Raw genomic sequence first — 13,203 nt, 5'->3', positions numbered from 1 at the left:
CGGCGCCCCGCTAACTCAAGCATGGTCGGAAACTAACGCTCTAAGCCATCGAACGTTAGTCAAACAATGAAAGCGTGACTCCTATTAACCCGGCCTATAAATATAGGCCGGGTTAATCCGGGGCAGGGATGCCCCGGCGCGGCGACAAGCCGCGTGAGCCCAGGCCGGGCGTGTACCGGGCCTGGGCGGCGGCCCGAAATACCAGGAGGGTATTTACGGGCCTGATTAATAATTAATCTCCGCAACTGCAACCGCTATCGCTGCCTGAGCCGTTATCCCCTGAACTGCAATCGACGCTTGAGGAAACTGAATCACTGGGTTGTGACCAAGAGTTAGAGCTCGAATCATAACTACCGCTGTTCCAGTGCGATCGGCGCTTTCTACCTGTCCTGATCGCAAACCAAAGCAGCGAGAGCAAAAACGTAATAAGCAGCCCCGTTCCGACACCCATTGATACCCCCTAGCGATTGATTATCTGATTCTGTATCTCACAGAATTTAAAGGATAGTCGCTGGCGAATTGGAAAAAGCACCCGGCCGACACCCCCAAAGATCCGCTGATTATCACGCTCCATGCCCTACGGGCTGGCCTCTGCAAAATGGTCGACGAAGGCAAAATCGAACTCGAAGAAGCGATCCGGATTTGGGACATCGAGCACGCGCGAAGCGCCAATGAGCGGCTGGTGGATGATATGAAGCGCGGCCGGAAACGTACGCTTTGAACCATCGGGCATTAGCCAAATAACTAAAGCCTGACCCCCCTCTCAAGCTCTGGCTTGGGAACTCATACCTCGGAAGCTCTAACTTCACGACCATACGGTCGGCATCGATCATCCTTTCTTCCCGGAGTTTCGTAGTTGGGTTGACGCTTCGTGGAAGTCCAGCCTGTCCGCTACGTATCTTTATCTATACTTCTAAGTGCCTAGCATCATTGTGAGGCGCTACTAATTTTTTGCGCTCATGCGTAGCGTCCATGCTGCAGGACTGGGGGATTGCCGCATTTAGCGGCTTTTTTCATGGCAAAGGCGCCATTCAGGAGAGTTGCACATGCGCTGTTCAAGATTTTTCTTTGGTATTCAGAGTGCCTCTATAGCTACCATAACTATTTTTAGTTGCTTTGCCTCTTTTGCGGCGCAGGCGGCAACTCCTTTGCCATCCATGGCAGACCCAAATCTACAAAACTGCCTAACAGAACAGGCCAATCGTAACGGTTGGCAGTACGTTGAGCAGGTCGTCCAGTTGGAATGTCCCGGTCGGAATATCATTAGATTGGAAGGATTGGAGGGGCTTTTCAGTCTTACTGAGCTCGACTTGAGCAAGAATAATATTCAGGACGTCTGGCCACTCGCTTCACTGCAAACCTTAACCAAGCTTAATCTCTCCGGTAATTCGACTCTGGCCATTTGGCAGGTGCGCCCGGTGATCGACATGAACCGGGGACTAAGCAGCTTGGGACTCAACGGCATCGAGATCGGCTCGTTTGACAACCTCGGGCCGCTGATCAATTGGGAGACGGGCGAGCCTTACGCCTTGACGGAGCTGGATCTGGGCAACACTCACCTGACCGATCCCAACGGCGGCAAGAGCCTCGACTTCCTGATGCCGTTTGGCAGCACGCTGACCCGCCTCAATGTCGCCGACAATGGCATTAACAATGTCCAGGTCTTGGGAAGCTGGAACTGGAACCTGAATAGCCCGAATTTCAGCCAACTCCGAGAGCTGGATCTATCGAACAATGCTCTTATCGAGGTAGTCCCCCTCACGTCGCTACACAATCTGACTAAGCTCAATCTTTCCGGCAACCGTCGCGTGGCGCTCATGCAAGTGCGCCCGGTGATCGACATGAGTTGGGAACTAACTAGTCTAGGGCTCAACGGCATCGAGATCGGCTCGTTCGACAACCTGGGACCGCTGACCAACCCGCATACCGGTCAGCCCTACGCGCTGGCGGAATTGGATCTAGGCAATACCCACCTGACCGATCTCAACGGCGGCCATAGCCTCGACTTTCTCATGCCGTTTGCCGGCACGCTGACCCGGCTCAACGTCGCGGGCAATGGCATCGATAACATTCAGGTCTTCGCGAGTTGGGGATCGAACGGTCCAAACTTCAACCAACTCAAAGAGCTGGATCTGTCGAACAATGCTCTAGTGGACGTCTGGCCGCTTAGTCCGCTGCACAATCTGACCAAGCTCAATCTCTCCGGTAATCAGAACCTTGCCATCTGGCAGGTGCGTCCCGTGATCGACATGAACCAGGGATTGACCAGTCTGGGGCTCAACGGTATCGAGATCGGCTCGTTCGACAACCTCGGGCCGCTGACCAACTGGGAGACTGGACAGCCTTATGCTTTACAGGAACTGGACTTGGGCAACACTCACCTGACCGACCTCAATGGCGGCAAGGGCCTCGACTTTCTCATGCCGTTTGGCAGCACGCTGACCCGGCTCAACGTCGCCGGCAATGGCATTGACAGCATCCACGTCTTGGGAAGCTGGGGTTCTTCGTACAACCCGAACTTCATGCAACTTAGGGAGCTGGACCTGTCGAATAACGCCCTGATTGATGTAGCCCCTCTCAGCGCGCTGCATCAGCTGACTAAGCTCAACCTCTCGGGCAACCAGAGCCTGGCTATCTGGCAGGTGCGTCCCGTGATCGACATGAACCGGGGACTGACCAGTCTGGGGCTCAACGGTATCGAGATCGGCTCGTTCAGCAACCTCGGGCCGCTGACCAATTGGGAGACGGGCAAGCCTTACGCTTTGACGGAGCTGGATCTGGGCAACACTCACCTGACCGACCTCAATGGCGGCAAGAGCCTCGACTTTCTCATGCCGTTTGGCAGCACGCTGACCCGGCTCAACGTCGCCGGCAATGGCATTAACAATATCCAGGTCTTTGCCAGCTGGGGACCGAACGGCCCGAACTTTGTCCAGCTCAAAGAGCTGGACCTATCGAAAAACGCCCTGGTGGACGTCTGGCCCCTCGGCCCACTGCACAATCTGACCAAGCTCAACCTCTCGGGCAATCCGAACCTCGCCATTTGGCAAGTACGCCCGGTGATCGACATGAACCGGGGGTTGACCAGTCTGGGGCTCAACGGTATCGAGATTGGCTCATTCGATAACCTCGGACCGCTGACCAACTGGGAGACTGGACAGCCTTATGCTTTACAGGAACTGGACTTGGGTAACACTCACCTGACCGACCTCAATGGCGGCAAGAGTCTCGACTTTCTCATCCCGTTTGGTGGCACGCTGACTCGGCTTAACGTCGCGGGCAACGATATCGATAACATTCAGGTTTTTGCGAGTTGGGGATCGAACGGTCCAAACTTCAGCCAACTCAAAGAGCTGGACCTATCGAAAAACGCCCTGATGGACGTCTGGCCGCTTAGTCCGCTGCATCAACTGACCAAGCTCAATCTCTCCGGCAACCAAAGCCTTGCCATCTGGCAAGTACGTCCCGTGATCGACATGAACCGGGGGCTGACCAGCCTGGGGCTTAACGGTATCGAGATCGGCTCGTTCAGCAACCTCGGGCCGCTAACGAATTGGGAGACCGGTAAGCCTTACCCTCTGGTGGAATTGGATCTGGGCAATACCCATCTCACCGATTCCAACGGCGGCAAGAGCCTCGACTTCCTCATGCCGTTTGGCAGCACGCTGACCCGGCTCAACGTCGCGGGCAACGGCATCGACAATATTCAGGTCTTCGCGAGCCCAGGCCCGAATGGCCCAAACTTCAGCCAACTCAAAGAACTGGATCTGTCGAGCAATGCTCTAGTGGACGTCTGGCCACTCACTCAACTGCACGCTTTGGGGTACTTAAATCTCGTCAGCAACGACCAGATCGGATGCAATGATCTGGATATGCTGGTGGCGGCTCTTCCCTCCACCCTTATTCAGCGTCCGACAATATGCCAATAATCTGGATACGTTGATGATAGAGCTCTCTGCCACTCTGATTCAGCCATGGATATATCTTGAGAGCCATCATGTAAGCACCAGTGCGGTGAGGCAGAAAGCGATGCAATAGCGAGCGAGTCTTGTAGTTCGCAGCATGCTAGATACCCGGCCGGCACCCCGCGGCCGGGTTTTTTATTGTAAAAGCGGGAGCTGATTTGGCGATCGACGAATGAAAGCACTTTTGATTTTGATGCTGGCCGTATCCTTCGGCCTCCGGGCGGAAGAAGGCTGGGTCAACTACTACAAAGATCCGCAAAAGGCGGCGGAATGGGAAAAGCACTTGGCCGACACCCCCGAAGATCCGCTCATCGCCAAGCTCTATGCCCTACGAATCGGACTCTGCAAAATGGTCGACGAAGGGAAAGTCGAACTCGAAGAAGCGATCCGGATTTGGGATATCGAACACGCGCGAAGGGTCAATGAGCGGCTGCTGAGCGAGATGAAGCGCGGTCGAAAACGAATGCTCTAGGCGGAGCGAAAGTCGAACAGCCAAAGCCTGCCCCTTTCGCTGACATGTCCTTAAAGTTGTCCGCTATTCCTTACAGCATCGGCGAATGAGCGAACGCCCTCACCAGAAAAGCTCTCCGATCTGAGTGTGTATTTCTCGTTGTCGTCTTTTTCAAGCAAGTAAGTTGTGAGGGTATCCTGTACAAATGGGTTTGATTGTGGCACTGAGAGTCGGGTACAGAATAGGCCCATATTGTGGAGTTGAATTAGTCCGTAAACACTATTTTCATGTAGGACGGTGGCGAGCAAATAGGTGAATTTGTGGTTCCCCAGTCCCATGCCTGGGTGCGGGCCCTCCCACTGAAGGACTGGGTCAGGCCGCCAAAAGTCAGAAGCAAAATGTCCGTGTAAAATGTAATCTCGGGCATGTTGAAAAGCTGCGTCGAACCGAGATGCCTCTGGGATCGTGCTGAGGAAGTAAACAAAGCAAATTTTAGCGATTCCTCGATCTCGATATTCTGTTCGCCAGTCCAATGTGAAAGGGACTGTTGCTTCGCCAGCTGCTATCGATGATGCGATCGGAAGCAAATTATTCTTGTTCGACCAAGCAACAAAAGCTTCTAGAATTTCTCTCCATCCATTGGCTGATATGACGTCCCCGTCTGCCCATAGAGATGCGAATCTAGAGCCGGATGGGATGTCTTCAATAAGTGCATCGAAAAAGCGCGGTAAAATAGGCCGCGGAATCTGATTTGGGAGAAACACATAGTGCAGAGGCTGTTTTTTCTCATCGGCGAGAATTACTTGCATAGGACGTTCGATGCCGTTGACGCCTAATCCTATCCGGATAGGTGGAAATCCCGGCTGGACTTCTAAGGTCAATAAATGACCGTGTTGATCAAAGCCGAATATGGGCTCATTTCTTCTTCCACGAATTCCTAAGTGAGCTCTGAGAAACGCTACGAAGTTTGAGCCCTTTAAGAATCGCTGCTCAAAAGATCGGTTGCATTGCCGTTGGCAATCCTCGCAAGCCGCATTTCTCAATACTACGTTACTTCCTAGCGCAGCCGGGATAATGTGTTCGTCAGTAAGCGAGGGCTTCTCTTCGCAGCAAAATATACATCGAGCCATTGTTTAGGTATCTAATGTGGCTGTAGAAAAATGCTATAGGGAGGATATTGGAATGTGAGAACTAACCCTATTGCACTCAAAAACGAAAGACTGCCATCTTCGCTACTTTTTCACCTTTTTAGGTTAGATGCCATATTTGGCACGCATGTCGGCAAGCCTTTTCTCTTGCATAGCTGGAAGTTGCGATTCAACGTGCTGAAGTGCTTCCCACATGCGGAGACGGCCGAGGGACCAGACCAGCAGGCCGAATCGCTCGTCTCCCAAATTTTTGTCAACAATTTTTACAGCTTCCTTGAGGGGAAGTTTTCTGTCGAGTTTTGCGAGAACATAGCAGTACGAGATTTCGTCTATATTCCTGAGCTCGTCAAGTAAATTCGGCTCACTTTCCGCGATTCGTAGATATAAGCGAGCGAACTGCCAGCCCTCGGAGAAAGCTGTCGCGAGTTCGGCCCGGTGTAGTACGAGAAACTCTATCGGGAATGCCTTTACGATAACCCATGCACACTCTGGGTCTGCAAATCGATCCCATGCTTTTTGCACCAAATCCTGGGCCATGTCGGTATCTGCGGAAATGCTTTTATAACCGCGTTTGCGGATTCCAATGTATTTTGAGGTGAGAAAAAATTCTTGGATCGTTCGGCGCTCTGCGGCCGGCACATGATCTGCAATTGTGGACAGGCAGTAGCCGAGGCTTTGGCGGCCCCTTGAATCAGCCTCTGAAAATATAGCTAGTAAATCCTTCAACAGATGGCGATGGCAGCCGGCAAAGGAGTCGTCAATGTCAGCGCAGACCTTCTTAAGTGCCATGTCACGTAGATTTACCCGCGCCACTACGCAGTGTCGTAGCAAATTGCAGGCATCAGACGGTGTAAGGCAAAAGCAATAAGCGCTGGCTAGCCCAACGGAATCGGTTACACCATCGGAAAAGGATAGGTTTAGTATGTAGTCTAGATGACTCATGTGTTAACTGCCGGGTAGCATCTAATTTTGTGGTGTCCTTTATCTCGGGGCTGATGTTCCCGGCTTCCGGCTGCGTCTTTCCTATCACGAGCCAGTAGGCGAACTGGGGCCAACGTTTGGTAATGGCCTCGATGTGATCTTCGTTTACCTTCTGTATTCCGTTCTCAATGTTCTCCCATGTTTTCGCGGGAATTCCTGTCTCCCGCTCCATGTCTCGCCGACTGTATCCGAAATGCTCTCGGATTGTTCGAATTCTGTTTCTCATAAAAGATCACTAAATATTAGTAACCATACTAATATTTAGTGTAAATGATAAGTAATGCAACGCATTGCAGCCACAAAGCGACTGTTGAAAAGGAAGCGTATGGAAGACGAACGTTTGGGTCAAGTCACCCTTTCGGTGCCGCCCCGGCAAATCGCGATCGCCTACATCACCCGGCAACGCTATGCCGAACTCTCCGGCGTCCCGATCGGCATCGTCGACGCCTGGGTCGACCGGGGGCACATCCCCTCCGAGCTCATCGGCAAGCACCGCCTGGTCAACGTCGCCTTGCTCTGGTCTACAAGAATGCCGATCCGATTGCCCAAGATGCACTTGATCTCTCGTATTTAACGGGCCAACGTCCGGCCGACGTATTTAAGCTGAAATGGGACCAGATCCGAGAGGGTGCTATCTGGTTAGAGCAACGAAAAACAAAAGCCAAGCTCCGGATTGAGCTTGTCGGCAAACTGGCCGAAGTCGTTGAGCGAATCAAAGCGCGTGGAAGCCGCGATTTAACGATTCTGACCGATCCCAAAGAGCAACTTTTAAAGCCCTTCGGCTATTTCCGAAGCCACTTCGATAAAGCGAGAAATAAGGCGGAAAAGGAAGCGAAAGAACTCGGGTTCTCTTTGAACGCTTTCAACTTCGGGAGCTTCGTGCAAAAGCCGCTTCGGATCTTGAAAGCATGTCTCAAGCCCGAAAACTACTGGGACACGCCACGCAAAAAATGACGCGTCATTATGTCCGAGCTAGGGCGTTTTCATCTCGCTCGTAAGGCAAAACCGGCTTGGCGGACGTCGTTGGCGCCTTCGGCTCGGGTGAATGGATTCAAGCATTCGTAGGTCGGCAATCCTTTGCCGACGAAGACGCTCGGCCTGACGTGTCGTCGGGAAAGGATTCCCGACCTACTCGCGAGTGCCCGTACAGTAGGTATGAAAATGCTCTAAGTACATTCAGGGAAGTCTTGCGGCATAGGCAACCTGCAGGACAACCCCGCCAATCAAGCCAATCAGTCGAGATTCCGCAAATATTTGCGGAATGTACTTAGAGCCTATCCCAATAGGCCGGTGGCTCGCCAGGTGATGATGCCCAGTGTCAGATGCAACAGAGCGAGATAGGTATCCGCCCGCTTTTCCCAGCGGATGAGAATGCGCCGAAAGCGGTTCATCCAACTGTGCGTGCGCTCTACGACCCAGCGCCGCGCTGCGAATCCCGCGTCCCGCTTGATCGCTTGGGCCTCCTCGCCGCGGGTTCGAAGGTGGGCCGTGAACCCGAACGCGTGGACAATATCCCGCACCTCGTCATAGTCATACCCTTTATCCAAACATAATCCTTGGGGCTGTTCCGGGGTCGGTTCGGGCCGCTGGGCTTGAACCGCCGCCAGCGTCGAACGGACCAGTTTCATGTCGTGGCGGTTGGCACCCTCGACCACTACGGCCAGTGGGATTCCATCCGCCTCGGTCAACAGGCTGCGCTTGACCCCCTGTTTGCCCCTGTCCGTCGGATTTGGCCCCGTTTTTTTGTGCCGGCCAGGGGCGCCTTGGTCGTGGCGCCATCCAGGGATAGCCAACTCCAGTCGATGCCCTTGAGCCGCTCGTATTCGAGCAACCCCTCCTGCCAGAAACGCTCGAAAATACCCGCCTCAACCCATTCCAGGAACCGGCGGTGGGCACTACTGCTGGAGCAGATCCCCGTCGCATTCAGGGCATTCCATTGACACCCGGTACGCAGGACGAACACAATCGCATTCATCGCCACACGGTCGTCGACCCGGCGACGATGACATCCCAGGGGATGCGGCTTGGGCACGTGCACCGGAAGCAGGGGTGACATCTTTTCCCATAAGGCGTCGGGAATCCGCCAGCCATCGTCTTCGGTAATGAGTCCCATGGGTCTTCTCCTCGGTTACCGGTTAAAGACGCTTATTATCGCCTATTGGGATAGGCTCTTAGGGTAGGGGAGAAGGTGATGCCCGTGATGGCGAAAAGTCTTTTCGCCAAAACAACCGATGAAGACGGAGGAGCAGCCCTGGAAGGCCCGGAAATATTGGAGGCTGAGGTCGGAATCGAACCGGCGTCCACGGCTTTGCAGGCCGCTGCATGACCACTCTGCCACTCAGCCTAAGTGGGCTTGCCAATGTAAAAAGCCGCGTCTCTTATCGCGGCTTTCTGAATTTGGAGCGGGAAACGAGACTCGAACTCGCGACCCCAACCTTGGCAAGGTTGTGCTCTACCAACTGAGCTATTCCCGCGTCGTGCTGTTGAGAGTTGGAATTTTAGGTATCACTGGAGGCTTTGTCAACTCTTCGTTATCGCCTTTGAGCACTGGCAGTGCGGCCTTCAGATAATTGACCATCGACCAGAGCGTCAGTATGGCGGATATCAGCAGAAACAACTGCCCGAGGTTTTTTAGAAAACCTAGCCAGACATCCATGCTCAGCAGGAGCGTGACTATCGCGAGCATCTGGGCGGTCGTTTTCCATTTGCCCAGCCAAGATACTTCCACGCGCTTGCGCTGTCCGACTTCCGCCATCCATTCGCGCAGAGAGGCGATCGTGATTTCGCGTCCGATGATGACCGCGGCAGCGATGGCTACGTAAGGACTGGGGTCGGCCTGGACGATCAGGACCAGCGTGACGGCCACCATCAGCTTGTCGGCCACGGGATCGAGAAATGCCCCGAAACGGGTGGTTTGGCTCATTTTGCGGGCCAGATAACCATCCAACCAGTCGGTAACGGCGGCCACGGCAAAAATCAAGGCGCAGGCAATGTGGGCGCCACTCCACGGTAGATAGAAAAAGACGACCAGGACCGGAATCAACACGATCCGAAGTAACGTCAAGTTGGTGGGGAGATTCAACTCCATGTTCAGCTTTCTCTCTCGTGGAACGTTTCATAAATGCGCTTTGCCAATTGAGCGCTGATGCCTTCGACGCTGCTCAGGGCGTCGACGCCGGCACGGCTGATTTCCCTGAGGCCGCCGAATTGCCGCAACAGTTGCTGGCGCCGCTTCGGACCCAGTCCCGCGATATCGTCGAGAGTGGACTGTTTTCGGGCTTTGGCGCGTCGTTGACGATGCCCGGTGATGGCGAAACGGTGGGCTTCGTCGCGAATCTGCTGAATCAGTAGCAGGGCGGGCGAGTGGCTGGGCAGAATGATGGCATCGGACGAGCCCGCCGGGAAGAGGGTTTCCATTCCGGGCTTACGGTCGGGCCCCTTGGCCACTCCGACAGTGCGAATGCTATTCATTCCGAGTTCGCTCAAAACCTCGCGCACGGCGTTGACCTGGCCTTTGCCGCCGTCGATGAACAGGATGTCCGGCGCTTCGATCTCGCCTTGCTTGATTCGCTGATAACGCCGCGAAACCGCTTGCGCCAGGGCGCCGTAGTCGTCACCGGGCGTAACGCCCTCGATGTTGAAGCGGCGGTAAGCGGATTTGACCGGACCTTGCCGGTCGAACACCACGCAGGATGCGACGGTTTGGTCGCCCTGGGTATGGCTGATGTCGAAGCATTCCAGGCGTTTCGGCGGTTCCGGGCAATGTAGGGCCTCGCCCAGACTGAGAAAGCGCGCATACAGGTCCTGCCGATTCGCCAATTTCGCATTCAAGGCGTTCTCGGCATTGATGAGCGCCAGCTGCAGGCGTTTCTGCCGTTCGCCGCGGAGCCGCGCCGCGATCTGCACGGCATGGCCGGACTGGCTGGCGAGCACTTCTGCGACTAGCTCGGCATCCTCGATCGGATGGCTGATGAGGATTTCCCGGGGAACCTGTTTCCCAAGGTAAAACTGAGGGATGAACGCCGCCAGGATGCTGCCCGGATCGTGCTCCTCCAGCATGCTGGGGAAGTAGGCGCGGTCGCCGATTTGCTGTCCGCCGCGAATGAACAACATCTGTACGCAGGCGACGTTGCCCTTGATTGCGCAGGCGATGATGTCGATATCGCCGTGTTCGCCGTGTACCGCCTGTTTTGCCAAGACCGTTCTCAGACTCGCGATCTGGTCGCGATAGCGCGCCGCTCGCTCGAACTGGAGATCGGCCGCGGCTTTTTCCATGCGTCCCGCCAAATCGTCGATCAGCCGCTTGCCGTTTCCCTCCAGGAACATGACGGTATCCTGCACGTCCTGGGCGTATGTTTCACGATCGATCAGATCCACGCAGGGCGCGGTACAGCGTTCGATTTGGTATTGCAGGCAGGGGCGAGAGCGGTTTTGGAAGTAAGAATCTTGGCACTGACGCACGGGAAAGATCTTCTGCAGCAACTTTAAGCTTTCCCGCACCGCGCTGGCGCTCGGATAAGGCCCGAAGTAGCGGCCGAGCTTGCTCTTGGCGCCACGATGGAAGGTAATGCGAGGAAAAGGCTGATGGGTCGAAACATAAATATAAGGATAGCTCTTGTCGTCGCGCAGATTGATGTTGTAGCGCGGCTTGTGGCGCTTGATGAGCTGGCTTTCCAGAAGGAGCGCCTCGCCCTCGGTGTGCGTCACCCTCACGTCGATCGAGCATACCCGTGCCACCATGGCTTGCTGCTTGGGCGAACAGTCTTTGCCCGAAAAATAGCTGGATACCCGCTTTTTCAGGTTTTTCGCCTTGCCGACGTAAATCACTTCGCCCTTGTCATCCAGCATCCTGTAAACACCAGGTAGCTGGGTCAGGGTTTCGAGGAAAGCTTTGATGTCGAAGGACGGGGCGTCTTCGCGCAAATTCATGACAGATAGGCCGATTCGTCAAGAAGAGAACATTATAATCCCGAACGGGCAAGGGCACGCAGTTCGACAGTCTGTCGCCTTACCTCAAGAACAATGGACGTACAAGCCGAGCGCTGCAAAATCAAAACAAGGAAACCGCAAGACGGCGCGACAATAAAAACGCCGGATCTTCCATCTTTCCAGCCGTGACAGCGATAATGGTCAATCAGCTTCATCGGCGTGATTCTGCTGTTTTGCATGGGATTGCCTTGGGCCAGAGCGGCGCAATCGGAACGTGTTTTAATAAAGACCACCGTTCATTCTGATCGTGCCCGTTGCCGGGCGGAAAAAGCATTTGTCGATACAGGTGATATTCCGCCGGGTTCATCCGTTTTTCCGTGAAAAAATGACGGCGGAATTCTAAGAAAGAAGTGATCGTCGCTTTTGTTTACTCACTCTAATACCAATATGGATATTTCCGACTCGACTTCGCTTCGCTCCCGCGAACGGGCGTGGGTTCTCTATGACGTGGCGACCTCGTCCTTCGCCACGACGGTGATGGCGGCTTTTTTTCCGGTCTTTTTCAAGCAGTTTTGGGCGAGCGGACTGCCGGTGACGGAAAGCACCTTTTGGCTGGGGGCGGTAAGTTCTGTAGGCGCTTTGGTCGCGCTGGTTCTGGCGCCGGTGCTGGGATCGCTGTCGGACGCCGGGGGATGGAAGAAGCCTTTGCTCGCCCTTTGCGCGTTCATCGGCATTACCATGACCGCAGGACTCTTCTGGATCGAGCAGGGAGCCTGGGAATTGGCGCTTACCCTATTCGGCCTCGGGCTCGTGGGGTTTTCCACCGGAATGGTTTTTTACGACGCGCTGTTGCCTTCGGTGACGATTCCCGCCCGCTTCGAGCATGTATCCGCCTTCGGGGTGGGGATGGGCTATCTCGGCGGTGGCGCGCTCTTCGCCGTCAACATTCTGATGACGCAAAAGCCGGAGTGGTTCGGTCTTGCGGATGCGTCCGCCGCAGTCCGAATGTCGTTCCTGTCCGTGGCCGTATGGTGGTTCGTGTTCACCCTGCCTTTGCTGTTCGTCGTTCGGGAGCCGCCTCCCCGGTGTGCCAGCGGTGCCAACGCCGTCAAGTATGGGTTGATGCAGCTTCGGGAAACCTTCCGGCATGTCCGGCGGCTGAAGATCGTCATGCTGTTCTTGGGCGCTTACTGGCTTTACATCGATGGCGTGGACACCATCGTCCACATGGCGGTGGACTACGCGCTGGCGATCGGCTTCGATGCCGGCGGGCTGATGTTGGCCTTGCTCATCACGCAAGCCGTCGGCGTTCCGGCAACGCTCGCTTACGGCTGGCTCGGTCAGCGCTTCGGCGCCAAATCCGGCATTCTCGCGGGACTCGCGACGTATGCGTTGCTGGTGGTTTGGGGTTCCGTCATGAGCCGGCAGTGGGAGTTTTACGGGATCGCCGTGGGCATAGGCTTGGTCCAGGGCGGGGTTCAGGCTCTCAGCCGAGCGCTTTACGCGCGCCTCATTCCGAAAGAAAAGTCCGGCGAATTCTTCGGTTTTTTCAACCTGCTCAGCAAGTTCGCGGCGGTTCTGGGTCCCGTGCTGGTGGGGATCGTCAGCCATGCCACCGGCGAACCGCGGCTTTCGATACTCTCCTTGCTGGTGCTCTTTACCCTGGGCGGCGCGCTGCTCTGGAATGTCGATGTGGCCGAAGGCGAACGGCGCGCCGCGGAGTTGTAGG

General features: G+C 55.1%; 11 protein-coding genes, 2 tRNA genes and 1 pseudogene. 4 read left to right on the top strand and 10 right to left on the bottom strand.

Annotated elements, in window-relative coordinates; translation table 11 throughout:
- Positions 1-1,046: 1,046 nt before the first annotated feature.
- Positions 1,047-3,929, top strand: a complete 2,883-nt coding sequence (locus tag ACR2R1_RS07445) for a leucine-rich repeat domain-containing protein (RefSeq protein ID WP_434113348.1) — start codon at positions 1,047-1,049, stop codon at positions 3,927-3,929.
- Positions 3,930-4,137: 208 nt separating this feature from the next.
- The gene (locus tag ACR2R1_RS07440) at positions 4,138-4,437 is read left to right on the top strand and encodes a hypothetical protein (RefSeq protein WP_434113346.1); all 300 of its coding nucleotides are present in this window, start codon (positions 4,138-4,140) and stop codon (positions 4,435-4,437) included.
- Between the two features lie 50 nt (positions 4,438-4,487).
- Here ACR2R1_RS07440 and ACR2R1_RS07435 read toward each other — a convergent pair whose 3' ends face one another.
- The 4 genes and pseudogenes from ACR2R1_RS07435 to ACR2R1_RS07420 all read right to left on the bottom strand — a co-directional run bounded on the left by ACR2R1_RS07435 (position 4,488) and on the right by ACR2R1_RS07420 (position 6,771).
- Positions 4,488-5,225, bottom strand: coding sequence for a hypothetical protein (locus ACR2R1_RS07435; protein WP_434114312.1), 738 nt, complete (start codon positions 5,223-5,225; stop codon positions 4,488-4,490).
- 177 nt (positions 5,226-5,402) lie between these two features.
- A pseudogene (locus ACR2R1_RS07430) lies at positions 5,403-5,546 on the bottom strand (HNH endonuclease); the annotation flags it as partial.
- A 123-nt stretch (positions 5,547-5,669) separates the two neighbouring features.
- The gene (locus ACR2R1_RS07425; protein ID WP_434113344.1) at positions 5,670-6,353 is read right to left on the bottom strand and encodes a hypothetical protein; all 684 of its coding nucleotides are present in this window, start codon (positions 6,351-6,353) and stop codon (positions 5,670-5,672) included.
- A 52-nt stretch (positions 6,354-6,405) separates the two neighbouring features.
- Positions 6,406-6,771 carry a helix-turn-helix domain-containing protein gene (locus tag ACR2R1_RS07420; protein ID WP_434113342.1) on the bottom strand — a complete coding sequence of 122 codons (366 nt, stop codon included), beginning with the start codon at positions 6,769-6,771 and terminating at the stop codon, positions 6,406-6,408.
- 99 nt (positions 6,772-6,870) lie between these two features.
- Between ACR2R1_RS07420 and ACR2R1_RS07415 the strand changes: the two genes are divergently transcribed.
- Complete coding sequence (locus tag ACR2R1_RS07415) at positions 6,871-7,119, top strand: hypothetical protein (RefSeq protein ID WP_434113340.1); 249 nt, start codon at positions 6,871-6,873, stop codon at positions 7,117-7,119.
- Positions 7,120-7,819: 700 nt separating this feature from the next.
- Here the strand turns inward: ACR2R1_RS07415 and ACR2R1_RS07410 are convergent.
- The 6 genes from ACR2R1_RS07410 to ACR2R1_RS07385 all read right to left on the bottom strand — a co-directional run bounded on the left by ACR2R1_RS07410 (position 7,820) and on the right by ACR2R1_RS07385 (position 11,767).
- A protein-coding gene (locus tag ACR2R1_RS07410) for an IS5 family transposase (protein WP_139841180.1) occupies positions 7,820-8,658 on the bottom strand; the annotation gives its coding sequence in 2 pieces (ribosomal slippage) (positions 7,820-8,292 and positions 8,292-8,658; 840 coding nt in all).
- 157 nt (positions 8,659-8,815) lie between these two features.
- Positions 8,816-8,889, bottom strand: a tRNA-Cys gene (locus tag ACR2R1_RS07405).
- A 54-nt stretch (positions 8,890-8,943) separates the two neighbouring features.
- A tRNA-Gly gene (locus tag ACR2R1_RS07400) sits at positions 8,944-9,019 on the bottom strand.
- Positions 9,010-9,633: a CDP-diacylglycerol--glycerol-3-phosphate 3-phosphatidyltransferase gene (gene pgsA / locus ACR2R1_RS07395; protein WP_077732488.1), complete on the bottom strand. Its 624-nt coding sequence runs from the start codon at positions 9,631-9,633 to the stop codon at positions 9,010-9,012. Before pgsA ends, ACR2R1_RS07400 begins: the two co-directional genes overlap by 10 nt.
- A gap of 2 nt (positions 9,634-9,635) precedes the next feature.
- Positions 9,636-11,474, bottom strand: coding sequence for an excinuclease ABC subunit UvrC (uvrC, locus tag ACR2R1_RS07390; RefSeq protein ID WP_434113338.1), 1,839 nt, complete (start codon positions 11,472-11,474; stop codon positions 9,636-9,638).
- A 32-nt stretch (positions 11,475-11,506) separates the two neighbouring features.
- Positions 11,507-11,767, bottom strand: coding sequence for a hypothetical protein (locus ACR2R1_RS07385; RefSeq protein WP_434113336.1), 261 nt, complete (start codon positions 11,765-11,767; stop codon positions 11,507-11,509).
- 154 nt (positions 11,768-11,921) lie between these two features.
- Here ACR2R1_RS07385 and ACR2R1_RS07380 point away from each other — a divergent pair, with 154 nt between their 5' ends.
- On the top strand, positions 11,922-13,202 hold the full coding sequence (locus ACR2R1_RS07380; RefSeq protein ID WP_133717253.1) for an MFS transporter: 1,281 nt from the start codon (positions 11,922-11,924) through the stop codon (positions 13,200-13,202).
- The last annotated feature ends 1 nt before the right edge of the window (position 13,203 follow it).

The sequence above is a fragment of the Methylocaldum sp. GT1TLB genome (assembly GCF_051027445.1).
Lineage (GTDB): Bacteria > Pseudomonadota > Gammaproteobacteria > Methylococcales > Methylococcaceae > Methylocaldum.
This window is presented reverse-complemented; position numbering and strand designations above follow the sequence as displayed.